The 22,840-nt window shown below is 65.5% G+C and carries 19 protein-coding genes; 14 read left to right on the forward strand and 5 right to left on the reverse strand.

The features are described 5' to 3' along the window. The 4 genes from ligA to AC6CDK_RS13795 form a co-directional block, all read left to right on the forward strand. On the forward strand, window positions 1–1,228 hold a 1,228-nt coding region (gene ligA, locus AC6CDK_RS13780; RefSeq protein ID WP_496639884.1), incomplete at its 5' end, for an NAD-dependent DNA ligase LigA. Further along, the gene (locus AC6CDK_RS13785) at window positions 1,229–1,504 is read left to right on the forward strand and encodes an acylphosphatase (protein WP_039646083.1); all 276 of its coding nucleotides are present in this window, start codon (window positions 1,229–1,231) and stop codon (window positions 1,502–1,504) included. 105 nt (window positions 1,505–1,609) lie between these two features. Continuing rightward, window positions 1,610–1,819, forward strand: a complete 210-nt coding sequence (locus tag AC6CDK_RS13790; protein ID WP_039646085.1) for a hypothetical protein — start codon at window positions 1,610–1,612, stop codon at window positions 1,817–1,819. Beyond that, on the forward strand, window positions 1,794–2,408 hold the full coding sequence (locus tag AC6CDK_RS13795; protein ID WP_039646087.1) for an ATPase: 615 nt from the start codon (window positions 1,794–1,796) through the stop codon (window positions 2,406–2,408). Before AC6CDK_RS13790 ends, AC6CDK_RS13795 begins: the two co-directional genes overlap by 26 nt. Here AC6CDK_RS13795 and AC6CDK_RS13800 read toward each other — a convergent pair. Beyond that, a complete protein-coding gene (locus AC6CDK_RS13800) occupies window positions 2,405–3,730 on the reverse strand; it encodes a radical SAM family protein (RefSeq protein WP_192905072.1) in 1,326 nt (441 codons plus the stop codon). The genes AC6CDK_RS13795 and AC6CDK_RS13800 overlap by 4 nt on opposite strands. Before the next feature lie 243 nt (window positions 3,731–3,973). Here AC6CDK_RS13800 and AC6CDK_RS13805 point away from each other — a divergent pair, with 243 nt between their 5' ends. After that, window positions 3,974–5,068: an AAA family ATPase gene (locus tag AC6CDK_RS13805; RefSeq protein WP_039646090.1), complete on the forward strand. Its 1,095-nt coding sequence runs from the start codon at window positions 3,974–3,976 to the stop codon at window positions 5,066–5,068. Here AC6CDK_RS13805 and gptM read toward each other — a convergent pair. Further along, the gene (gptM, locus tag AC6CDK_RS13810) at window positions 5,054–6,346 is read right to left on the reverse strand and encodes a geopeptide radical SAM maturase (protein WP_226048213.1); all 1,293 of its coding nucleotides are present in this window, start codon (window positions 6,344–6,346) and stop codon (window positions 5,054–5,056) included. The two genes, AC6CDK_RS13805 and gptM, sit on opposite strands and share 15 nt — an antisense overlap. A gap of 628 nt (window positions 6,347–6,974) precedes the next feature. Here gptM and AC6CDK_RS13815 point away from each other — a divergent pair. The 6 genes from AC6CDK_RS13815 to AC6CDK_RS13840 all read left to right on the forward strand — a co-directional run bounded on the left by AC6CDK_RS13815 (window position 6,975) and on the right by AC6CDK_RS13840 (window position 15,612). Next, entirely contained in the window at window positions 6,975–8,834 is a 1,860-nt protein-coding gene (locus tag AC6CDK_RS13815; protein WP_039646092.1) for a TonB-dependent receptor plug domain-containing protein, read from the forward strand. Between the two features lie 20 nt (window positions 8,835–8,854). After that, window positions 8,855–9,727 (forward strand): ABC transporter substrate-binding protein, encoded by an 873-nt coding sequence (locus tag AC6CDK_RS13820; protein ID WP_039646094.1) that lies wholly within the window; start codon window positions 8,855–8,857, stop codon window positions 9,725–9,727. A gap of 2 nt (window positions 9,728–9,729) precedes the next feature. After that, a complete protein-coding gene (locus AC6CDK_RS13825) occupies window positions 9,730–11,304 on the forward strand; it encodes a sensor histidine kinase (RefSeq protein WP_039646096.1) in 1,575 nt (524 codons plus the stop codon). Window positions 11,305–11,323: 19 nt separating this feature from the next. After that, on the forward strand, window positions 11,324–13,339 hold the full coding sequence (locus AC6CDK_RS13830; RefSeq protein WP_066357787.1) for a molybdopterin oxidoreductase family protein: 2,016 nt from the start codon (window positions 11,324–11,326) through the stop codon (window positions 13,337–13,339). Window positions 13,340–13,447: 108 nt separating this feature from the next. Then, window positions 13,448–14,386 (forward strand): chemotaxis protein, encoded by a 939-nt coding sequence (locus tag AC6CDK_RS13835; protein WP_039646100.1) that lies wholly within the window; start codon window positions 13,448–13,450, stop codon window positions 14,384–14,386. 107 nt (window positions 14,387–14,493) lie between these two features. Further along, window positions 14,494–15,612 carry a TIGR04283 family arsenosugar biosynthesis glycosyltransferase gene (locus tag AC6CDK_RS13840; RefSeq protein WP_237560736.1) on the forward strand — a complete coding sequence of 373 codons (1,119 nt, stop codon included), beginning with the start codon at window positions 14,494–14,496 and terminating at the stop codon, window positions 15,610–15,612. Here AC6CDK_RS13840 and AC6CDK_RS13845 read toward each other — a convergent pair. Then, a complete protein-coding gene (locus tag AC6CDK_RS13845) occupies window positions 15,554–16,279 on the reverse strand; it encodes a response regulator (protein WP_039646104.1) in 726 nt (241 codons plus the stop codon). The genes AC6CDK_RS13840 and AC6CDK_RS13845 overlap by 59 nt on opposite strands. Window positions 16,280–16,469: 190 nt before the next feature. Then, window positions 16,470–17,339, reverse strand: coding sequence for a diacylglycerol/lipid kinase family protein (locus AC6CDK_RS13850; RefSeq protein ID WP_192905071.1), 870 nt, complete (start codon window positions 17,337–17,339; stop codon window positions 16,470–16,472). Window positions 17,340–17,471: 132 nt separating this feature from the next. Here AC6CDK_RS13850 and AC6CDK_RS13855 point away from each other — a divergent pair, with 132 nt between their 5' ends. The 3 genes from AC6CDK_RS13855 (at window position 17,472) to AC6CDK_RS13865 (ending at window position 21,907) form a co-directional block, all read left to right on the forward strand. Further along, window positions 17,472–17,915: a DUF4890 domain-containing protein gene (locus AC6CDK_RS13855; protein ID WP_192905070.1), complete on the forward strand. Its 444-nt coding sequence runs from the start codon at window positions 17,472–17,474 to the stop codon at window positions 17,913–17,915. 184 nt (window positions 17,916–18,099) lie between these two features. After that, window positions 18,100–21,342, forward strand: a complete 3,243-nt coding sequence (locus AC6CDK_RS13860; RefSeq protein WP_192905069.1) for a YhdP family protein — start codon at window positions 18,100–18,102, stop codon at window positions 21,340–21,342. 112 nt (window positions 21,343–21,454) lie between these two features. Then, window positions 21,455–21,907 (forward strand): hypothetical protein, encoded by a 453-nt coding sequence (locus AC6CDK_RS13865; RefSeq protein ID WP_039646112.1) that lies wholly within the window; start codon window positions 21,455–21,457, stop codon window positions 21,905–21,907. A 304-nt stretch (window positions 21,908–22,211) separates the two neighbouring features. Here AC6CDK_RS13865 and AC6CDK_RS13870 read toward each other — a convergent pair whose 3' ends face one another. Then, window positions 22,212–22,625, reverse strand: coding sequence for a (deoxy)nucleoside triphosphate pyrophosphohydrolase (locus AC6CDK_RS13870; RefSeq protein WP_039646114.1), 414 nt, complete (start codon window positions 22,623–22,625; stop codon window positions 22,212–22,214). Window positions 22,626–22,840 lie beyond the last annotated feature (215 nt).

Raw genomic sequence — 22,840 nt, forward strand, 5'->3', positions numbered from 1 at the left:
GGTCAAGGGAGTGGCGGAGATCCTCGCCTACTACCGGGAGATGACCGAACGCCGCGACTCCCTCCCCTACGAGATCGACGGCGTGGTGGTCAAGGTGGATTCCTTTGCCCTCCAGCGGGAGTTGGGCGAAAAGAGCCGCTCCCCCCGCTGGGCCGTGGCCGTCAAGTTCCCGCCCCGGCAGGCGGTGACCCTGGTGGAGGACATCGTCCCCTCGGTGGGGCGCACCGGGGTGATCACCCCCACGGCCCACCTCAGGCCCGTGGAGGTCTCCGGCGTCACCGTCTCCCGCGCCACCCTCCACAACTGGGAGGAGATGGAGCGCAAGGACATCCGCATCGGCGACACCGTGGTGATTGAGCGGGCCGGCGACGTGATCCCGGCCGTGGTCAAGGTCCTGGCCGAAAAGCGTTCTGGCCGTGAACGCCTCCTCCCCATCCCGGCCGCCTGCCCCGAATGCGGCTCCGAGGTGGTGAAGATCCCCGGCGAGGTGGCGGTCCGCTGCATGGGGCTCTCGTGCCCGGCCCAGATCCGCGAATCCATCATCCACTTCGCCTCCCGCGATGCCATGGACATGGAGGGGCTGGGCGAGAAGTACATCGAGCAGCTCCTGCGGCTGGGCCTGGTGAAAAACGTGGCCGACCTCTACACCCTCACCAGAGAACAGTTCATGCAGTTCGAGCGCATGGGGGACAAGCTGGCCGAAAACCTCCTGAACGCCATCGAGGCCAGCAAGCAGCGGGAGCTCTCCCGCTTCATCTTCGCCCTGGGCATCCGCCACGTGGGGGAACACACGGCAAAACTCCTGGCCGGCGCCTTCGGCAGCATCGAGAACCTGGAGCGGGCCACCGAGGAGGAACTCCTCTCCATCCGCGAGGTGGGCCCCCAGGTGGCCCGCAGCATCATCACCTTTTTCCGCAACGAGGGGAACCGGGAGACCGTCCGGCGGATGATCGAGGCCGGGGTCCGGCCCACGGTGGAGGAGAAAAAGGTGGGGGGCCGTTTCACCGGCAAGACCTTTGTCTTCACCGGGGCGCTCGCCCGCTTCAGCCGCCCTGAGGCCCAGAAGATGGTGGAGAAGGAGGGGGGCCACGCGGCTGGCTCCGTCTCGAAAAAGACCGACTACGTGGTTGCCGGCGCCGAGGCCGGCAGCAAGCTGGACAAGGCCCGCCAACTGGGGGTCAGGGTGCTGACCGAGGATGAATTCCTGGCAATGCTGGAGGGGGGATAGATGAAGATCCGCGCCATCGTAACCATCAAGGGGCTGGTGCAGGGGGTGGCTTTCCGGCACCACACGGTGCAGCAGGCCCAGCGGCTCGGCGTGTCCGGCTGGGTGAAAAACCTTGCCGGCGGCGATGTCCAGGGCTGCTTCGAGGGGGAAGAAGAGGCCGTCGACGCCCTGGTGACCTGGTGCCACCACGGTCCATCCCGCGCCCGGGTTGACCGGGTCATCCTGGAGCGCGAGCACTACCGGGGCGAGTTCGACGGGTTCGACGTCAGGTACTGAGGGAGGCGACCGGCCTGTCTGACGGCAGGCCCGTTCCCGTTTTATTGAATTGACCCCATGGAGCGGTTCCGCTAGATTGGACGTGTACCGATTGTGGAGGCAATCATGAGACCTGCTGAAAAACAAAAAGAATCCTGCGAGCAGACCAAGGAGATTTCCGAGAAGGAATTGAATGAAATCATGAGGGCTGTCGCCGAGCAGACCAAGGCCCAGACCATCGAGTTGAAGCAGTTGCTTCGAGACAACCTGCGGCGCGAGATTGAGTCGGCCCGCGAGGCGTTCCAGGCCCATGGCGAAAAGCGCTCTCAGGCATAAGCTGATCGTCATTGCCGGGCCGAACGGTTCGGGCAAGACAACGTTCACGAGCCAGGTCCTCAGACACGACTGGTCGGAGGGCTGCATCTTCATCAACCCCGATGAAATCGCCAAGAATGAATTCGGTGACTGGAACTCTCCCGAGGCCGTAATGAAAGCTGCGGCCAGGGCTCAGGAACTCAGAGAGGAGTGCTTGAGGGGAAAAAGGAGCATGCTCCTGGAAACGGTTTTTTCCGTCCCGGAAAAACTGGATTTCATCAGGCGGGCGAAAGAGGCCGACTTCTTCATCCGCTTCTTTTTCATCGGCACCGACAGCCCGGCGATCAATGCGTCCCGCGTCGCCAGGCGGGTCATGGCGGGCGGTCACGATGTCCCCATCGCCAAGATCATTTCCCGCTACCAGCGCTCCATTGCCAACGGTGCCCTGGCGATCTCCATGGTTGACCGGGCATACGTGTACGACAACTCGATCGACGACCGCGAACCCAAAAAGCTCTTCCGCACGAGAGATGGACGGGTTTTCAAGACCTACCGGGATCTGGCGCTGCACGAGTGGGCCCGGATGGTTGTGGAAGGGCTGCCCGACTAGCGGATCGGCCACCCCTTCTCATACCCCTCCGGGAAGAAGTTCTCCCGGGTCCGGTTGTAGTAGCCGTACTGGATGTGGGGAAACTCCCGTTTCACCCGCTCCAGCATCCGGTACATGCCGATGCCCCGCCCCGTGGCGCCCATCCGTTTGTTGTAGAAATCCGGGTCAATGGACAGGTTCCGCATCTGGATCATCTTCACCCCGGTCTCGCCGATGAAGCGGAGCAGGGCCTCCACCTCGTCGGCGCTGTCCGACACCCCCGGCGACACCAGGTAGTTGATCATGGTGAACAGCCCCCGCTCCCCTGCCAGCCGCACCGACTCCTTCACGTCTGCGAAGCGGTATCCCACGGGCCGGTAGTACCGGTCGTAGACCTCCTCCCGCACCGAGTTCATGGAAAAGCGCATGGAGTCCATGCCTGCGTCGCAGAGCATGGCGATCCGGTCCGGGAAAGAGCCGTTGGAGTTGAAGTTCACCGTCCCCCGGGAGGTGGCCGCCTTCAGCCGCCGCGTGGCCTCGGCCACGGTGTCCGCCTGCATGATCGGGTCACCCTCGCACCCCTGGCCGTAGGAGACGATGGGTTCCGGCGCCTCCAGCAGGTGCGGCAGGGCCAGTTCCACGATCTCCTCCGGCGTGGGGACGAAGCCGATCCGCTCGTGGTTGGCCGGGCAGCAGTCCGAGGGCTGGAGGCTGATGCACCCGAGGCAGCGCGAGTTGCACGCCGGCGAGGTGGGAAGCGGCGCCTCCCAGCGGCGGAAAAAGAGGTTCTTGGCCGCAAAGCAGTGGTAATCCACCGCGCAGCGGGCCAACTGCTCCAGGAGCCGGTTGCGGGGCATTTCCGCCAAGCGCTGCCGCACCAGGGGGTCCAGCTTCCGGTCGTCGTAGTTGCAGGGGTTCCAGTTCTCGTTGGTGTCCACCCGGCTCGCCGCCACCACGAAGCAGTCCCGCTCCTCGTCCCAGCCCACCGCCGTGTACGACCAGAGGGGGAGGTGCACCTTCTTGCGCGAATAATCGCACGCCGGCAGCAGCAACCGCACGTACCCGGGCGCCATGAAGGCCGACACCGCCTGCACCGGCATCGGGCGCCGCCCCTCCCGCACCGAGGCCACGGTCACGAACTTCCGCTGTTGCTCGTCCCAGGCAACGGGCGGCGTGTCCGGGATGGTGAAGAGCCGGCTCCCCTCGGGCAGCGGGATCAGCTCCACCGATTCGGGGAGCACCGTTTCGGGGCCGCTCATGCCGGCCATGCAGAGATGGGGATGGTCGAAGATGTTTCCTTTGGCGTCGGCGTAGATGAGTTTGGGGAGGGTTTTGCGTTTCATGGGGGCTAGCTTACCACAGGCAGTGCGACGTTGCCAACCAACGGAACGTCACGAACACGGGAGGGCATGCCCGGGCAAAACCCGCCGCGTCACCGCGGCACCGGCCGGCAGGTGCGGTACCCCGCCGCCAGGCCGGGCGGGATTAAAGAAATCGGTTCGGTATACATGCTTGCATCCCTTTGAATGGTAAACTTATACTGCTCATTCTACCGGAATCATCATTATCGAGGAATCGTCACTACCATGAGCAGAAAGATCTTCATTGCAGCCACCGGCATGAACGCGGGCAAGACCACCATCAGCGTTTCGCTCATGCACCTGGCGCGCAAGAAATACGGCCGGGTCGGCTTCATCAAGGCCGTGGGCCCCAAGTGCCAGGTCTTCAACGGCATCACCGTGGACAAGGACGCGGCCCTCATGGCCCGCATCTTCGGGCTTGAAGAGGACATCCCCCACATGTCCCCCGTGGTGCTCGGCCGGGGCTCCACCAAGAAGTTCATCGACGGCGAGATCCCGGCCCTCTGGCCCGTGGAGCGGATCACCGAGGCAGTGGCCGCCCTGGAGGAGAAAAACGACTTCCTGATCATCGAAGGGTCGGGCCACGGCGGGGTGGGCTCGGTCATCGGCCTCAACAACGCCCGGGTGGCCAAGATCACCGACGCGCCCGTGATCCTGGTGAGCGGCGGCGGCATCGGCAACGTCATCGACTCGGTCCAGCTCAACCTCCCCCTCTACCGGATGGAAGAGGTGCCGGTCAAGGCGCTTGTGGTCAACAAGCTCCTGCCCGAGAAGAGGGAGACCTCCCTCTCGTACCTGGGCCGCTCCTTCAAGCCCTTCGGCATCGAGGTCATCGGCGCCTTCGACTGGTCACCGGTCCTGGCCAACCCGACCCTCAACCATATCTCCCGGCTCCTGGGGCACCCCCTGCGGGGCGACCAGACCCAGGGGACCCGCATCGTCCACCACATCCAACTGGGAGCCGCCTCATCCCAGAAGGTCATCGACGGCCTGGATCAGTCCACCCTGCTGGTGGTCACCAGCTCCCGGGACGAGCTCCTGGTCACCATCTCGTCCCTCTACCACATCCCGGCCTACCGGGAGAAGATCGCCGGCCTCGTCATCCCCGGCCACGCCCCGGTGTCGGCCATCACCCAGCAGATCCTCGACGGGAGCAACATCCCCGTCATCCGCATCCACGAGACCACCGCCGACGTCTTCTCGGCCATGAAGCACCATGTCTCCAAGATCAGCGCCGAGGACATCGAAAAGATCGATCTGGTCAAGGCCCAGGCCGAAGCGGTCCTGGACTTCGATCACCTGGATTCACTGCTGGACTGAGCGGCCCGCCGCCAGCCCCCGGCGCACCATCGTCTCCACCGTGCCGGCCAGGTACTCCCGCTGGCACGACACGCCGGTCACCGCCCCGGCCTCCACCAGCTTCATGAAACGGCAGCCGCCGAAGCAGAGGGGGAGCCAGGAGCAGTCCAGGCACTCCTCCCGGCGCCAGATATCGTAGCCATAGGACGGTGCCGTGGGGCTGAAGCCGGCGCGCAGATCGCCCACGGCGTACCCCTCGTGCCCCATGAAGGCCGGGCACTTGTAGCAGCGGCCGTCGGCGTCCACGGCCAGGTCGCTCTCAAGCTCGATCATGCAGGAAAAGGGGCCGGGCTTGGGCACGCCGAAGCCCCGCTTCATCAACTCCTCCCGCAACGCCAGCTCCGCCTCGGCCAGCCACGGCTCCTCGCAGGTCGCGCACCCCTCGGCGAAGTGGGGCAACGCTCCGCTCCCCCTCCCCCCCACGGCCGGGGTGAAGCGCACCGTGCCGAGCCGGTCCGGGGTAAACCCCTCCGCCAGCAGCAGATCCAGGAGCGCCGGGTATTCCCGCCAGGTCTCCCGGGTAACGTTCCCTCCCACGTGGATCTTCACCAGATCGACCACCTCGCCCATTCCCCGCAGGATGTCGTGGAAACTCCCGCCGCCGCCGCCGTAGGGGCGGTACCGGTCGTGCACCCGGGGCGGACCGTCCAGGGTCACCTTGACCGACTCGATCCCCAGGGCCGCCAGGTCCGTCATCACCGCCCGGTTCAGCAGCGTGCCGTTGCTGACCATGTTGCCGTGAAACAGCCCACCCCCCGCGGCCCGCAAGGGCTCCGCGATCCGCCTGATCAGGTCGGGCCGGAGCAGCGGCTCGCCGCCGTAGAAATCCATATCCACCCGCCATCCCTTTGCCAGGTACTCCCGCTCGATCATCGCGGCCAGAAGATCCGCGGTCTCCTCGCTCATGTCGCCTTCCGGCGCCTGCCCCCCCTCGAAACAGTAGGGACAGGCCAGGTTGCAACGCCGCGTGAGCACCGCCACCATGCCGGCCCGGCGCCGGTCGGCGTTGATCCGGTCGAACCAGGCGAGCATCTCCGCCCGCTCGGCCTCGGGGCCGGGCGCGAGAAAGCCGTGCTTGTCCAGGGTCTCGGTCGCGGCAGGGGAAAGGGTGCCTGCCCGGGCCGCGTCGAGGGCGGACCGGGAAACCCGCACCACCGCGCCGGTACGGCAAGAGAAGAGGATGACGTGGTCGGGGGATTCCGAACAAGGGTAAGAGGAGACGTAGCGGGAGAGGGTCATGGGATGGACTCCGAGAGAGGAAAAGAACTCCCCCCTTTACGAAAGGGGGGAGGGGGGATTTGAAATCTTTACGGCATATACCCCTAAATCCCCTGTTCGCAAAGGGGGACTTGATTGAGAACATGCCGTGCGCCTCTGCCCCTTTGCTGCGTCCGATGGAGCGAGGAGAGCCCTGCCAGCGGCCAAGGCATCGGGGGCGGTATTCTTTGCATACTTTCTTTGGCCGCCCAAAGAAAGATACGTGGTGCCGGGGTCAAAGCCCCCCGGCACCACACGGGAATGCGGAATCCCCGGGCCGTCGGTGGCTTCGGCAAAGGATTTTCCATGAAATAGTGGAAAGAGAAAGGGGCCATCGCCCCCTCATCCTTCCTGCGGCTCACTACTCTTCCGGTTGAACCCTCGTAGTTACCAACGACGACGTACAACAGGCCGTCGGTCCCTCCGGGTGCGCCGAGTTCCCGGCGTCAAGAACCGTCACCCCGTCCGTTATTTGACTCATTAACCTCCCCCCTTCCCTCGGTCTGACTTCACTGCCCAGCCGGACAAAAAGCAATGGACATTCGCTGCGGTCCTCTGCTATAAGCCATACGTTCGCTCCAACTTTGCCAGTCTCATTAAAGCAAGTGCCATGCCAACCCAGAGCTCCGTTAAAACCTCGAAAACGCGCGCCGGAAGCCCCTTCCGACGCCTTTCGTCGTTGCTTCCTGGGCTCTTCTTTTTCTTAGGCTTCCTTTCCCTGACCATACCCTTCACGGCCCACGCCGAAACCGACAGCGACCGGGAGCTCCTGGAACTCTACTACGAGCCCCACGATCTGACCGTCTCCACCGCCACCCGCTCCCCCAAGCCCCTCTCCCGCAGCGCAGAGAACATCACCGTCATCAGCGCCGACGAGATTGAGGCGATGAACGCTCACACCCTGGCCGATGTTCTCGCCACGATCCCCGGCGTTCAAGTCCAAGGAAACACGGCTCCAGGCGCCCCTACCCTCACTGAGTTCGCCGGAGCCACTACGCGGTTTATTCAGATCCTGATCGACGGGGTCCCCATCGACAACGAATCCGATAGCTATGCCATCCCCGGCATGGTACCGGTCCAGATCATCGAACGGGTGGAGGTCCTGAAGGGGCCTGCATCCTCAAGCTGGGGCTCGTCCCTGGGGGGAATAGTCAACGTCATCACCAAGGAACCGGCCCCCCACGCATCCTTCAGCGGCGCCGCTTCCTTCTCCGGCGGCGAGAACGGCACCCGTGACGCCCGAGGCGAGCTTTCCGGCACGGTGGGCCGCCTCGGCTACTACCTGTCGGGTGGCAACCTCCAAAGCAACGGCTTCCATCCATTCAACGCCACCGAGAACAACAACCTCTACGCCAAACTCCGCTGGAGCTTGGCCGACCGGGGCAGTGTCCGCCTGACCTTAAACTCCATGGAGACATCCCCACAGGTTGGCCTTATCTCGTTCGCCGGATTTTCAGATCGACTGAAGCTGCGCATCCTCCAATCGACCCTTTCGCTCGACTACGCCCTGAACGACCGGCTAACCTTCAATACCCTAATCAAGGCAACACGATTCGATTTCACTGAAAGTTTTGACGACATCAGCACTGGCGAGCGTTTAGCCACCATAACTAACGACGAAAAAACAGCCGGCGGCACGGCCTACCTCACTTGGCGCCAGGGACTCCAGACCCTTACCGGAGGGATCGAATTCGACCATGGACAGGCCCAAAACCCCCTCTTCAACATCAACGGAACTAACGATAAGTGGGGCTTCTTCCTGAACGACACCATCGCCTGGGAGCGGTTCAGCATCACCCCGGCGGTCCGGTACGACCTCACCAGCCACTCCGGCGACTTCTTCAGCCCCAGCATCGGAGCAACCCTCGGCATCACCGACAAGACCCTGCTCCGGGCCTACGCCGCCCGGGGCTACAACCTGCCGATCCTTACCCCGGGGTTTACCACCAGAGACATCGGCTGGACCGTTCAGGCCGGTCTCGAAACCACCGACATCCCCTTCCTCTGGCTTAAGGGGACGTGGTTCCGCAATCAATTCAAGGAGCAGGGCAATACCGTGACAAGGACGCTGCGGGAAGGGTTCGAGATCGAGGCCCGCTCCGCTCCGCTTTACAACTCCTGGCTCACCGCCGGCTACGTCTTCACCGACGCCAAGAACCTGCAGACCGACGAAAAACTTCCCGGAGTCGCCCGCCACATCTGGGATCTCGGGTTTCACTACGACGACCGCACCTTCCGCGGCGCCCTCACCGGTGCGTACCGCTGGTGGAACACCCCCGGCGACTGGGGCGCGAAATACAACAACTTCATCTGGGATCTCAACCTGGGGTGGCGCTTCTTCCGGAGCGACAACACGGAGGCCGAGCTCTTCGCCACCGGCCGCAACCTGTTCAACGGCGCCCAGTATCACGACGAGATATTCAAGAACCCCGGCCGCTGGTTCGAAGGCGGCCTGCGCATCAAGTGGTAAGGGAAACGATTTAGGAACCCATGACGGCACGTATCTTCCACATACTCGCCTTGCTGCTCCTCTGGGGCTTCCCGGCTTTCGCCGCGGAGGTCGTGGTGGTGCAGGGCGAACGGAACATCCCCTACGAGGCGGCAGTGCGCGGCTTCGAGGGGACGGCCGGGGTGCGTACCGTGGAGCGGCTGGTCCTTGCGGAGATGCGGGGCGCCGACGTGGTGCGGGCCGTGCGCGAGGCGCGCCCCCGCCTGGTGCTGGCCGTGGGCCGCGAGGCCCTGATCCGGGTGAGGGAAATCCGCGAGATTCCGGTGGTGTACGTGATGGTGGCCTCCCCCGAGTCGGTCGGCGCCCTGGGCCGCAACGTTACCGGGGTGACCATGACGGTGGCGCCCGAGCGCTACCTTACCTTCATCCGCGACAGCCTCAGCGGCCGGCGGGTGGGAATCCTCTACGACCCGGAGCGCACCGGAGCCATGGCGCGGCAGGCCCGCACGGCGGCCGAGCGCCTTGGCATCACCCTGGTGGAAGGGGTGGCCCGCTCACCCCGGGACGTGCCGCGCATCCTGTCGGAACTGGCGGGCAAGACCGACGTGCTCTGGCTCTTCCCCGACGCCACGGTGCTCACCCGGGAGGGGCAGGAGGCGATCTTCCTCTTCTCCCAGAACAGCCGGGTGCCGGTGGTGGCCTTTGCCGAGAAGTACCTGGGCACGGGAGCCCTGGCGGCGCTGGCCATCGATCCTGCCGACTTGGGCCGCCAGGCGGGCAGGATGGCCCGCCGCATCATGGACGGCGTGGGGATCGAAAGCATGCCGGCCGAAGGTCCGGCCCGGCCGGTCCTCAAACTGAACGGCTCGGTGGCCCGCCACCTGGGGATCGACCCGGCGCGACTCGGAGAGTAACCATGGGTGCGAACGCTCCTCCAGTGCGTTCCTTTATCGCTGTCCTCCGCAGGAGCTTCCGGGCGAAGCTCTTTATGGTGATCTCCCTTTCGATCATTGCCCTCTCCACCTGTTTCACCGCCTTCTTCCTCTACAACCAGTACCGCTCCCTGCACGACAAGCTCCTCACCGAGGGCCGGCTCATGACGCGGCTCATGGCCCACAACGCACGGCTCCCCCTCTTTGCCGGGAACAGGGAGCAACTGCACGAGGTGGCCCAGGGAATCATAACCCACGGCTCCGTGCTGGAGGTGGCCATCCTGGACCGTGAAGGCCGGTCCCTGGTCCACTTCTTCCGCCAGGGACCGGGCTACCATGCCCGGGAGACGGCGGCCCCGGCCCGGCCGGAACCGGGAGCCGAGGGGGGCATCCGCAACGGTCCGGGCGCCCTGGAGTTCTACGAGCCGATTCGAACCCAGGCGACCGCCGACGACGAGGAAGACCTCTTTTTCGCCAACGGCCGGGAGAAGAGCACCGTCATCGGCTCGGTGCACGTGGTGATGGACGAAAAGCCTCTCCACCGGAAGGTGAAACAGTTGGCGGCCACGGCGCTGCTGGTTGCCGTCGCTGCCCTGGTGGCGGTGATCGGGGCGCTCTACCCCGTGATCAGGGGGATTACCCGTCCTTTGACCCAACTGGAGCGGGGAGTCCGGGAAATCGCCGCGGGCAACAAGGGGGTGAAGGTGCCGGTGGAGTCCCGGGACGAGTTGGGCTCCCTGGCGGCGTCGTTCAACAGCATGGCCGAGTCCCTGCTCCAGCGCAAGCTGGCCCAGGATGAGTCGGAGCGCACCATCCGGGAATTGAACGTCAACCTGGAGGAGATGGTGCACCGGCGGACCGCCGAGCTCATGGCAGCCAACCGGGAACTGGAGTCGTTCAACTACTCGGCCTCCCACGACCTGCGGGCGCCGCTGCTCCGGCTGCGCGGCCTGTGCCAGGCCCTGGAGGAGGACTGCGGCGACCGTCTGGACGGCGAACTGCGCGGCTATCTGGACCGGATTGCCGAGGTGGGTGTCCAGATGGAGCGGGTCATGTCCGCCATGTCGAGCCTGTTCCGGGTCCAGCGCCGGGAACTCGAACTACTGCCGGTGAACCTGAGCGAACTGGTTGAGACGGTGGTTGCAGCCCACCGGGAGACGGAGCCCCAGCGGCAGGTGACGGTGTCCGTGGAGCCGGGAGCCACGGCCACGGGGGATCCGGAGCTCCTCTGGGTGGCCCTGGACAACCTGATCGGCAATGCCTGGAAGTTCACCTCCCGCACGGACGGCGCGCGGATCGAGTTCGGCAGCACGCACCGGGAGGGAGAGCTCGTCTATTTCGTTCGCGACAACGGCGCCGGCTTCAACATGGGCTATGCCCACAAGATCTTCGAGCCGTTCCACCGACTCCACGGCCAGGACGAGTTCCCCGGCACCGGCGTGGGGCTCGCCATCGTGCAGCGGATCATTTCCCGCCACCAGGGCCGCGTCTGGCTCGAAAGCGCCGAGGGGGCGGGTACCACCTGCTACTTCACCCTCCCGGAGAGTGCCCCGGCCTGATCCTCCCAGGGAGGCGACCATGCCCGAACTGAAGCGTTCCGTCTGTCCCTATGACTGCCCCGATACCTGCGGCCTGCTGGTCGAGATAGAGAACAGCCGCGCGGTGCGCGTGACCGGCGACCCCGACCACCCCTTCACCCGGGGCACCCTCTGCCCCAAAATGCTCCACTACGAAAAGACGGTCCACTCGCCCCGGCGGCTGACCACCCCTCTCGTGCGGACCGGCCCCAAGGGGAGCGGCTCGTTCCGGCACGCGTCGTGGGACGAGGCCGTTGCCGCCATTGCGGCCCGCTGGCGCGAGATCATCGCCGACCACGGGGCCGAGGCGATCCTCCCCTACTCCTATGCGGGCACCATGGGGTTGGTGCAGCGCAATGCCGGTCACCCCTTTTTCCACCGGCTGGGGGCGTCGAGGCTGGAGCGGACCATCTGCTCGCCGGCCAAGGAGGCGGGGTGGAAGGCAGTCATGGGCGATACGCCGGCCCCCCATCCGGACGAGGTGGCGGAGAGCGACCTGGTGATCCTCTGGGGGATCAATGCGGCGGCCACCAACATCCATTTCCTCCACGGCGTGCGCGAGGCCCGCAAGCGGGGAGCCCCGGTCTGGGTGATCGACACCTACCGGACCCCCACGGCCGCCGCGGCCGACCGGGTGATCCTGCCCCGCCCCGGCAGCGACGGGGCCCTGGCCCTGGGGATGATGCACGTCCTGGCCCGGGACGGGCTGGTGGACCGGGCATTCCTGGCCGGGTGGGTGCAGGGGTACGATGAGCTGGCGGAGCGGATTCTCCCGGACTATCCCCCGGAGCGGGTGGCGGCCCTCACGGGCATCCCGGCGGCGGAGACCGAAGAGCTGGCCCGGCGCTACGGCCGGGCGCGCGCCCCTTTCATCCGCCTGGGGAGCGGGCTCTCCCGCTACGGCAACGGGGCCATGACGGTGCGCTGCATCGCTGCCCTGCCCGCCCTGACCGGAGCTTACGCCGTGCGCGGCGGCGGCTGTCTGGCATCCACGAGCACCGGCCCCGCCTTTGCCCTGGGGGAGGTGCTGCGGGAGGATTTCATGGCGCGGCCCACCCGCGTCGTGAACATGAACCGGCTCGGCCACGCCCTGACCGAGCTGGCCGACCCGCCGGTCATGTCCCTGTATGTGTACCACTCGAACCCGGCCGCGGTGACCCCGGACCAGAACGAGGTGATCAGGGGACTTTGCCGGGACGACCTCTTCACCGTGGTCCACGAGCGGTTCCTGACCGACACGGCCCGTTACGCCGACATCGTGCTGCCGGCCACCTCGTCCCTGGAGCACGCAGACGTGTACCGGGCCTACGGCACCTACTGCATCCAGCGGGCCCGGCCCGCCATCCCGCCCGTGGGAGAGAGCAGGTCCAACTGGGACACCTTCGCCCTGCTGGCCGGGGCCATGGGGTTCGAGGAAGAGTTTTTCCGCCGGAGCGCCGGGGAGATGATCGACCGGCTCCTTTCGGTCCCCACCGCCATGCGGGCCGGCATCGACCAGGTCCGGTTCGACGCGGGGCTGGCCGTGGAGCTCCCCCTGGCCCCCGATGCCCCGCGCACCTTCGCAACTCCCTCGGGCAGGGTGGAGATCCTCAATCCCCGCGAGCCTGAGCCGCTTCCCCGTCACATCCCCTGCCACGAGGACGCGGGCGGCCTGCCCCTCAGGCTCATGACCGCCCCCACCCCCTATGCCCTGAACGCCTCCTTCTACGAGCAGGAAGAGCTGCGGCAGAAGCAAGGGGGCGCCATGTCGCTCCTCCTGAACCCGGCCGAGGCAACGGCCCGTGACCTGGCCGACGGGCAGCGGGTGATCGCCGCCAACGAGCGGGGCCGGGTCGCCTTCATCCTGCGGACCACTGACCGGGTTCCGCCGGGAGTGGCCGTGGCCGAGGGGGTCTGGTGGCTGGAGCACGCCCCGGGCGACCGGACCGTGAACGCCCTCACCAGCCAGCGCCTGACGGACCGGGGCAACGGCAGCACGTTCTACGATACGCGGGTCGAAGTGCTTCCCGCCCCGTGACGGCCTTTCCGCAACTTTTTCAACAGCCTGGCTAAAGTTTCCCCATGCATGGCCGATACGTTAACCATGCCTTCATCCGGAAGGCGATCACTCTGCGAGGTTACGGCCATGGCGGAACCGAGAATTCTCCTTGAAAGCGGCACCAACGAGCTCGAAATCGTCGAGTTCATGATCGATGAAACCGGCCCCAACGGCGAGACGGTCCACTCCTACTTCGGGGTGAACGTGGCCAAGGTCCGCGAGATCATCCGCAAGCCCCAGATGTGGAAGGTGTTCAACGCCAATTCCGCCGTGTCCGGCATGATGAAATTGCGGGACAAGGTGATCACGGTGGTGAACCTGGCCACGGTGCTGGGCAAGGAATACAGCGCCCTGACGCCCGACCGTGTGGTGGTGCTGGAGTTCAACCGGATGATGGTGGGCGTGCTGGTGAACGGGGTGTCGCGCATCTACCGGATTTCGTGGGAACAGGTGGAGCCGCCGGTGCGGACCATCGAGTCGGCCTACGTGACCGGCGTGGTGAAGATGGAGGACCGGATCATCCTGATCCTCGACTTCGAGAAGATCGTGGGTGAGCTCTGCACTGAAGAAACCCTGCGGGCCCTGAGCGAGGACCAGCTCCTGCCCGGTCCGGTGCTCGACCGCTCCCAGCGCCGCATCCTCGTGGCGGACGACTCCGCCTTCATCCGTAACAGCATCTGCACAAGCCTGCGCGGGGCCGGCTACAACGTGGAGGAGGCCGAAAACGGCGAAGAGGCCTGGAACATGATCCAGGACAAGCTTACCCGCTGCCGCGCCGCCGGGGTCAACCTCAGGAGCGAGCTGGATCTCCTGATCACCGACGTGGAGATGCCGAAGATGGACGGCCTCCACCTGACTACCCTGGTCAAGAAGGACGACGTGCTCAAGGAGTTGCCGGTGCTGATCTTCTCGTCACTGGCCAGCGACGACAACAAGCGCAAGTGGAAGGACCTGGGCGCCCTGGACATCGTGACCAAACCCGACCTGCCGAACCTGGTCAAGATAGCTGACAGCGTCATGCACTGAGATTGCGGCGGTATCTGCCTGCACGGCCCCGGGGGAAAATCCTCCGGGGCCTTTTTCATGTCCGGGGACCTTGAACGTCGCGGGAGGCAAAGGGGGCATTCCGTGCTATGATGGCGACAATCGCTCTGCCGGCAGGTGATATGGCCTTCTCAAACCCTGAACCCGAACTTTCCGTCATCGTCCCCACCCTGAACGAGGCGGGGACCGTGGGAACGCTGCTCGCCGCGCTGGCCGCGCAGCGGGATGTGGCCCTGGAACTCCTGCTCTGCGACGGCGGCTCCGCCGACGGCACCGTGGCCCTGGTGCGCGGCCGCGCGGGGGATTTCCCCTTTCCCGTGACCGTCACGGAGACCGCGCCCGGGAGAGGGCGCCAGATGAACGCCGGCGCAGCCGCCGCCCGGGGCGCGACGCTCCTGTTCCTCCATGCGGACAGCATCCTTTCCGACCCCCTGGCCCTGCGGCAAGGGCTCGACCACCTGGCCGCGGCCACCAGGGGCGACGGGCGGATGGCCGGGCACTTCCGGCTCCGATTCGCCGGGGACGGCCCGTCTCCCCTCGCCTACCGCTTCTACGAACGCAAGGCGCGGCTCCACCGTCCCGGCTGCACCCACGGGGACCAGGGGCTGCTCATCCCCCGGGAGTTCTTCGCCCAGGTGGGGCCCTTTGACGAGGATCTGCCGATTATGGAGGACGTACGGCTGGCGGAGCGGATTGCGGCGGCGGGAACGTGGGTGCTGCTGCCGGCGGAAATCGTCACCTCGGCCCGACGGTTCGAGACGGAGGGGCTGCGGGAGCGGCAGACCCTGAACGCGATCCTGATGAATTTCGCCGCCATCGGCTGGCAGGAGGGGGTGGAGGAACTGGTGGCCGGCTACCGGAGCCAGGACCGGTCCGGCCGTTTGCGGCTGGGGCCGCATCTGGCGCGCATTGCCGGGCTGACAATGGCGCTCACCCGGCGGGAGCGGCTCCGGCTCTGGTACCGGACAGGGGGCTACGTGCGGGGCAATGCCTGGCAGATTCCGTTCTTTTTGGACGTCCGCAATGCCCTGCGCCGGGGCGGGGACAACGACGCCACCCCGCTCCTCTCGCTCCACGACCGCTGGTTCGATCTCCTGACCGACAATCCGGCGGGCCGGGCGGCGGCGGCGCTCATGGTGTTCCTCTGGTTCAGGCTGACCCTGCGCCGGGAGATGAGAGACTGCCCAGGGATTCGACGAATCCCCTGACCTGCATCAGGTCCTCGGGGGAGATGTCCATGAATTCGATCCCGAAACCGGACGGGAACCGGGGTTTGACCCGCCCGTCGACACCATTGAGCCAGGCCACCCGCCCCCGGGCCCTGACCGGAGCGCCGCCGGGGATGGTGATGGTGATCTCCACGCTCTCTTCCCGGGCAACTCCATGGTCGATGGCCAGGTAGAGGCCGCCCACGCTGATGTCGGTCGTGGTGCCGGTCAGTTCCTGCTGCTCCGTGCGGCAGGTGACCGGCAGAGAGAAGGAAATCCGCTGTTCCCTGCGGTCGATGTCGGGGATGTACTGCCGGCCGATCTCCAGGAACAACCGCCGGTCCACGGGCTTGGTGATGTAGCCGTCGCAGCCGGCCCGGGCGCAGAGTTCCTGATCGTCGGGCTTACCGGCTGTGGTCACCATCACCACGGGGGTGTCCCGCAACTCCAGGTCGTTTTTGATGGCGATGCAGCAATCGACTCCGTTCATTTTCGGCATGTTCAGGTCCATGTAGACCAGGTCGGGCCGTTCACTACGCACCAGCTCCAGGGCCTCCTCGCCATTGCGGGCGGTAAAGACCCGCACGGGGGAAAAGCGCAGGAAGCTCTTCTCCAGCTCGAGCATGAGATTCACGTCATCGACGATCAATACCTTCGGCTTTGCCATGGGTCGCACCTGTTCCTTTCATCACCGCGCTACCTCTATCCGTATCGGCAGGAATGCCGATTCCTTGATTCTGCCTTGTCATATTTCCACCAACACTGCCGGAGAAAAAAGTCCCGCAAAACCACAGACCGTCAATGCGAAAGGAACCCGTCACCCCCTCCCGCGCGGGTGAACCGGGCGCCCCGGCGGCTCAGACCACGAGCCGGGCGAAATCGGCCTCAGCGGTCACGGTGACCGGGGAGTGGCAGATGAAGTCGCCGTCCACCTGAACCGGCTTGTTGCCGCCCACGGTCACTCTCCTGGCCGAAAGAACCGAGACGCCGCCGCCGGCACCGCGCCCCGCCACAACCCGAAGGGCAAGGAAGAGGTAGCGCCAGCGGGACGGGTTCCGGATCAGGACGACCCGGAACCCGTCCTGGAAGAGGCTCGCTCCCGGCGCCAGGACAAAGGGCCCCCCGTACCGGGCCGCGTTGCAGATCACCGCCCCGTGGCAGGGGATGGCGACGCCGTCCGCCTCCACCTCAAGGGGCCGCCGGTCCCAGGCGGCAAAGGTCCTGAGGGCCGAGAGAAGGTACGCCCCGGCGCCGAAGCGTTTCTTTTCGTCGCTGCGCACCCCCTCCACCACCTGGCCGTCGAACCCGATCCCGGCCATGAGAAAAAAACGCCGCCTCACCCCGAATCCCTCCAGGAGCCCCGTGGCGAGAGGCCGCGTTTCCCGGCGCACGATCCGGGCCACGGCATCCCCGGCGGAGCGCAACCCCAGCTCGCGCCCCAGCACGTTGGCGGTGCCGAAGGGGATGTAGCCGAGGGTGGCCCGCCCCGGTTCGAGGCCGTTCAGCACGCCGTTGACAGTCCCGTCTCCCCCGGCGGCGATGACGAAGGGGTGCTCCTCCTGCGCGCAGAGCCGGGCCGCAAAGACGGCCGCATCGTCGGGGCCGCCGGTGAGAAGCAGGTGAGGGGCCAGCCCGCCCCGGCGCAGGGCGTCCACGGCAGCGCGGACGGCGGTCTCCGAATAGCCTCCCGACACGGGATTGACGATGAGGGTGCAGCGATCGGACATGGACTTCCTCCGGGCGTTTGGGCCGGGCCATTATCCGGGCGGACGGGGTACCCTGTCAACCGATTCTCCGTGGAACCGTTAATCCGGACATATCTGACAACAGCGGCAGGTGCCGCACTGAAAGGAGACACCATGCGCAGAAGAATCAAACTGGCACTGGCGGCACTGACCGCCGTCGCAGCTTTGTCCGGCACCCAGCAGGCGGTTCTGGCCCAGACCGATCCGGCGCCGGGAGCCGGGATGGGGAAAATGCGGGGCAGCGGGGGGATGAATAAGCTGGACCCGGCCGAGCGACTGAAACGGATGGAACGGCACCTTGGGCTGACCGAGGAGCAGAAGACGGCCATCGCGCCGATCCTGGCCGAGAAGGACGGGGAGATGAAGGCCGTCCGCGATGACGCCTCCCTGAACCGCACCCAGAAGCGCGAGAAGATGCGCGAGATCCGCGACCGCTACCACGACCGGGTCGGCGCCATCCTCACCCCGGAGCAACGGCAGAAGGCCGACGAGGCCCGCGATCGGGCCCGCGAGCGCTGGGAAAAACGCCAGCAGCGTGCCAAGGACCGGCCGAACTGATTGGATGACCGGGTTGGGGCCTTCGGCTGAACGGAGGCCCCAACCCGCTGGCAACGCGGCATTGCAGCGCAGAACGGCCCTCAAGAGGCTCCAACAGGCCGCAAGGGGTTGCGGCACCATTCCCTCCTCGTATATACTGATTCATCGCATTTCCACAGCCGCCTGACTCCGAGGACCCACCCCCATGACCCTTCCCTCCTGGAAAAAGATCCTGCTGTACGTCACGGTACCGCTGGCGCTCCTGTGCGGTCTGGTCTTGACTGTGCTGGTGGCGCGGCTCCACGAGCTGGACACCTACAAGGACCAGCTCCTGGCGGAACTCCGGAGGGAACTGGACCGCCCCGTGACCTACGGCACGGGGAAGGTGTCCCTACGGTTCGGGCCGGCCTTCACCTTTACCGATGTGCGGATACTGGAGCGGGACGGCAACACCCCCTTTGCCACCGTCGCCGCGATCCGATTCCGGCTGGCGCTCCTCCCCCTGCTGGAGAAAAAGGTCATCCTGCGGCGGGTAGAACTGGAAAAGCCCGTCGTGCAGCTCGTGCGGCACGAGGACGGAACCCTCAACATCGATGATCTCCTGCGCGAAAAGGAGACGAAGAGCGCGGTGCAATTGCGGGTGCGGGGGGTGAGGGTCAAACAGGGGAGCCTGACCTTTACCGACCGCGCGGCAGCCGGCGGCCCGCTCGTCACGACCCTCAGGGACGCCGATCTGTTCATCGGCCGCCTGGTGCGGGGCAAGGAAAGCCCCATCTCTATCGAAGGGCGGCTCACGGACGGAAAGAACGAGAGCCCCGTGGCCATCGAGGGCAAGCTGAAGCTGCCCGCCAAGGACGCCCCCCTCACCACCGCGCACCTGGATGCCCGGGTGAGCCTCCACAACATCAACGCGAGCCACTACTGGCCCTATTACGGCAGCCGCGTCCCGTTCCAGCGCATGAGCGGGCGGTTCAACCTTGACTGCACCGTGGACGGCACGCCGCTCGATTTCACCTCCAAGGGATCGCTGCAGGTGGCGGGACTGCGCTTCGCCTACCCGGAGGTATTCCGCCAGCCCCTCACCCCCGCCGAGGTACGCCTGACCTATACCCTGACGCGAACCCCCCGGGAGGTGAACGTTTCGTCCGTCGACTTCCGCATGGATGGCCTCACCGTCAAGGGGGGGTGTGCGGTGAAGGACATCCACACCCCGGACCCCCGCATCGTGGCCTGGACCACCATTGCCCCCTTCAGGCTGGAAAAGTTCTTTTCCTACATCCCCTTCGGCATCATCGCCGACGACGCGTCCCAGTTCATCGAACAGCACATCAAGGCAGGGTACTTCCGGGTGGACGAAGGGCGGCTCGACGGCCGCGTGAGCCAGATCCTGACCATGGAGAAAGGGGAGAACTACAACGTGCTCCGGGTGCGCGCCACTGCCCTGGAAGGGGCCGTGATCGACATGGGGGACGGCTGGCCGGTCTTCAACAGCATCAAGGGAGACCTGGAGCTGGCCGGCAAGAACTTCACCCTGCGCAACATGTCGGGGAAGTTCGGGACATCTCCCTTCACCCTCAACGGCATGATCAGCGACTACTGCCTCGACACGCCGTCGGGCTACCCCTTCAAGGGCGTTTTCACGCCGCGCAAGGCGGAGCTGGACTGGCTCTTCGGCAAGGAAGCCGCGGCATCGCTCCAGTTCACGGGCGACTCGATCCTCAACCTGTCCGGCGAAGGGGGAACGGCATCCTACACCTTTTCCGGCGACTGCAACCTGACCGCCGCTGACTACTCCTACGGGAAGTCCTTTGCCAAGCCGACGGGCCAGGTAAACAGCCTGGCGTTCCGGATGAACCTGCTCCGCAACGGCGACCGGTCCCTGTCGTGCCAGTACGCGCTCCCTCCCCTTGCCCTGTCTATCGCGGCCCGGTTCCAGGACGGGAAGAGCCTCCCCACGCAGCTCGACATCTCCTCGAACCAGTTTGCCATGGGGGCGCTCACGGCCAACATCCCCGAGGCGAAGCCGTACCATCCCCAGGGGAAGATGCAGATTTCCGCCCGGGCGGAGGGGGTGGCCGAAAGTCTGGCCGACATGAAGTGGAGCGGCCTGGTGGCGCTGGCGGGGGCCTCCTTCAAGCCGGCCGAGTCGGTGAAGCCCCTCAGCAACGTGACCGGCACGCTCCGGTTCAAGGGCAACTCCCTGGAAAGCCCCCGGCTCTCCCTGATGCTCGGCAATTCGCCGCTCCAGGGCAAGGGGTCCCTGACGAACTTCAGCGATCCGTCCTTCACCCTGGAGGTCTCGTCCCCGGCCCTCGACCTGAACGACGTGGGCCTGAGGCACCCCAAGGGCGCCGTGAAGATCCAGAATCTCCAGGGCACCCTCACCTACCAGGACGACGTCCTCAAGATCCGCTCGCTTGCGGGCAGAATCGGCTCGTCCCAGCTCTCCGCCAAGGGGACCGTGACCCAGATGCGGCAGCCCACGGTCGATGTGAGCGTCACCTCTCCCGCCATCGACCTGGACGACATCCTGGCCCTTTCCGCCCTGGAACGGGAACGGAAGCAGGGGGGCGAAGGGGGGGCAGCCACCGTGAAAGCCACCATAGACGCCGATTCAGCCTCGTTCGGCAAGCTGGCGGCCCGGCATCTCCACACGGTCGCCCACTACGAGAACGGCATCCTCTACCTGCAACCCTTCGAGTTCAGCGCCTACGGCGGACGGATCTCCGGCACGCTCCGGGCCGACGGGGGGGGAAACGGGTCGGCCCGCTACCAGGTGAAGCTCAAGGCGGACAAGGTATCAGCCGAGCCGCTGATCAACGCGGTTGACCTGATCCCGGGCGACGCCATCGTCACCGGCACCCTGTCGCTCCAGGCCGACGTGACCGCCAGGGGGGCGACCATGGCTGACCTGCGAAAAAGCCTGCTCGGTCACGCCACCCTCCGGTTCGACGACGGCAAGATGCGCAAGTTCAACGTGCTGTCAAAGGTATTCTCGATCCTGAACGTGTCCCAGCTCCTCAAGTTCCAGCTTCCCGACATGGTCAAGGACGGCATGCCCTACAACAGGATCACCGGTACCTTTGCCATGAGCGACGGCGTGATCTCAACGGAGGACCTCTTCATCGACAGCAATGCCATGAACATTTCCACCGTGGGCAAGATCGATCTGGTCCGGGAGGAGCTTGCCGTCACCGTGGGGGTCCAGCCCCTCCAGACCGTGGACAAGGTGGTCAACCGGATTCCCATTGTCGGCTGGATCCTGACCGGCAAGGAGAAGCACTTCATCACCACCTACTTCGAAGCCAAGGGGAAGATCTCCAACCCCACCGTCACCGCGATCCCGGTAAAATCCATGTCGCGGGGGGTGTTCGACATCTTCAAGAGAGTATTCCAGCTCCCCGCCAAGCTGATTACCGACACGGGAGAGGTGGTCATCGGAAACTGACCGTCGCGGCAAACGGGCCGCCGTTACTCATCCACAACTTTTGCTGTTGTAAAATATTCGGGATGTATGGTAGCTTTTGCCCTTGTGATAAACCAACCACAGGAGGATTCAGGTGAAAAGATCAGTATTGGTTGCGCTCGCCGTTGTATTGCTCGCCGCTGCCGGATGCAAGGATAAGCCCAAGGCCCCCGAGACTGCGCCCGCACCGCAACAGCAGAGCGGTATGCCCGCCGGCATGCCGGCCGCCCCCCAGGGTGAAATGCCCAAGGATGCCGTTCACGGCGGCGGTGACCCCCACGCCGGTCTCAAGCCGGTTGAAGTCCCCGCTGGCGTAGGCCACAAGGGCAAGGTCCTCTCGACCATGGACGCTGCCGGCTACACCTACCTGGAGGTGGAAGAGAAGGGCCAGAAGCTCTGGGTTGCCGTCATGCAGACCAAGGTCAAGGTCGGCGACCAGGTGGAGTTCCCCGATTCGCCGCCCATGCTCAACTTCCACAGCAAGACCCTCAACCGGACCTTCGAAAAGATCATTTTCGCTCCGGGCATCAGGATCGCCGGCAAGTAACCGGCCGACAGCAATGCAAAAGGCGGCTCACCCCATGGTGGCCGCCTTTTTTCGTTTCCTCTGCCCGCGCGTCCCTGCCCTCCAACTCCTTCAGCCGCTCCCGGACCTTCCGTCCGACCCACCCAAGGGTTCCCACCAGCCGGACCATGGACCGTGCACCGTCGCGTCCTTCCTGACAAAGCAGGCATTGTCCCTTTGCCGGGCACCATGGCATCCGTTTAGAGGTGATGCTGAAGAATCGTGTTGAGGGAGTGGGGGGCCGGTTGGCGATGCGGGCCTCCTCCGCATCGCTGCCTGGTGGGGCTTATGGGCGAGAAGAACCCGCAGTGCCGAATTCTCGTGCTATCCTGGCAGCGAGCGGAATATCCGCCGGGAGAAGATCGAAGGCGGGCACCTCCGCCGGCGTCACCCAGCGGTGCCCGGCCACGTCCAGTTCCTGCAGTTCACCGCCGGTCCAGGTGCAGCGGTAGGCCAGCACCATCACGGACCGCTCCGGGTAGCGGTAGTAGATCACATCATAGATACCCTCCACGGCCACCTCCATGGCAAGCTCCTCCCGCACCTCCCTGACGATGCACGCCTCGGGATGTTCCTCGGGTTCCAGCTTGCCCCCCGGGAACTCCCAGAGCAGCGGATAGGGCGCGTCCGGCCTCCGTCGGGTCAGGAGAATCAGGCCGTTGTGCTCGATAATGGCGGCAGTGACGATGAGCGGGTACATGATGCCTTAAAAAAAAATCCGGCCCACGGACCGGATTCTTGAGTGATTGACTGACAGGAGCTATTTCAGCAGGCCAACGCCGAGGGTGTCGTTGGCAAGGATCTCTTCGAGTCCTTCTTCTTCCGCGCCGCTCAGCAGGTCGTCCAGCGCGAGGATATCGGGGTTGATCTGCGAAATCCGCTTGGCACCGATGAAGCGGGCGCGGTAGTAGGGGG

The sequence above is a fragment of the Geobacter sp. PheSNFMC genome (genome assembly GCF_059620965.1).

Bases quoted from the DNA above. Each gene is read 5' to 3' on its own strand.
- AC6CDK_RS13855 (WP_192905070.1), top strand. From the start codon at position 17,472: ATGCGCAGAAGAATCAAACTGGCACTGGCGGCACTGACCGCCGTCGCA.
- AC6CDK_RS13825 (WP_039646096.1), top strand. From the start codon at position 9,730: ATGGGTGCGAACGCTCCTCCAGTGCGTTCCTTTATCGCTGTCCTCCGC.
- AC6CDK_RS13800 (WP_192905072.1), bottom strand. From the start codon at position 3,730: ATGAAACGCAAAACCCTCCCCAAACTCATCTACGCCGACGCCAAAGGA.
- AC6CDK_RS13845 (WP_039646104.1), bottom strand. From the start codon at position 16,279: ATGGCAAAGCCGAAGGTATTGATCGTCGATGACGTGAATCTCATGCTC.
- AC6CDK_RS13850 (WP_192905071.1), bottom strand. From the start codon at position 17,339: ATGTCCGATCGCTGCACCCTCATCGTCAATCCCGTGTCGGGAGGCTAT.
- AC6CDK_RS13830 (WP_066357787.1), top strand. From the start codon at position 11,324: ATGCCCGAACTGAAGCGTTCCGTCTGTCCCTATGACTGCCCCGATACC.
- AC6CDK_RS13820 (WP_039646094.1), top strand. From the start codon at position 8,855: ATGACGGCACGTATCTTCCACATACTCGCCTTGCTGCTCCTCTGGGGC.
- AC6CDK_RS13860 (WP_192905069.1), top strand. From the start codon at position 18,100: ATGACCCTTCCCTCCTGGAAAAAGATCCTGCTGTACGTCACGGTACCG.
- AC6CDK_RS13835 (WP_039646100.1), top strand. From the start codon at position 13,448: ATGGCGGAACCGAGAATTCTCCTTGAAAGCGGCACCAACGAGCTCGAA.
- AC6CDK_RS13790 (WP_039646085.1), top strand. From the start codon at position 1,610: ATGAGACCTGCTGAAAAACAAAAAGAATCCTGCGAGCAGACCAAGGAG.
- AC6CDK_RS13795 (WP_039646087.1), top strand. From the start codon at position 1,794: ATGGCGAAAAGCGCTCTCAGGCATAAGCTGATCGTCATTGCCGGGCCG.
- AC6CDK_RS13805 (WP_039646090.1), top strand. From the start codon at position 3,974: ATGAGCAGAAAGATCTTCATTGCAGCCACCGGCATGAACGCGGGCAAG.
- AC6CDK_RS13785 (WP_039646083.1), top strand. From the start codon at position 1,229: ATGAAGATCCGCGCCATCGTAACCATCAAGGGGCTGGTGCAGGGGGTG.
- AC6CDK_RS13870 (WP_039646114.1), bottom strand. From the start codon at position 22,625: ATGTACCCGCTCATCGTCACTGCCGCCATTATCGAGCACAACGGCCTG.
- AC6CDK_RS13815 (WP_039646092.1), top strand. From the start codon at position 6,975: ATGCCAACCCAGAGCTCCGTTAAAACCTCGAAAACGCGCGCCGGAAGC.
- gptM (WP_226048213.1), bottom strand. From the start codon at position 6,346: ATGACCCTCTCCCGCTACGTCTCCTCTTACCCTTGTTCGGAATCCCCC.
- AC6CDK_RS13840 (WP_237560736.1), top strand. From the start codon at position 14,494: ATGATGGCGACAATCGCTCTGCCGGCAGGTGATATGGCCTTCTCAAAC.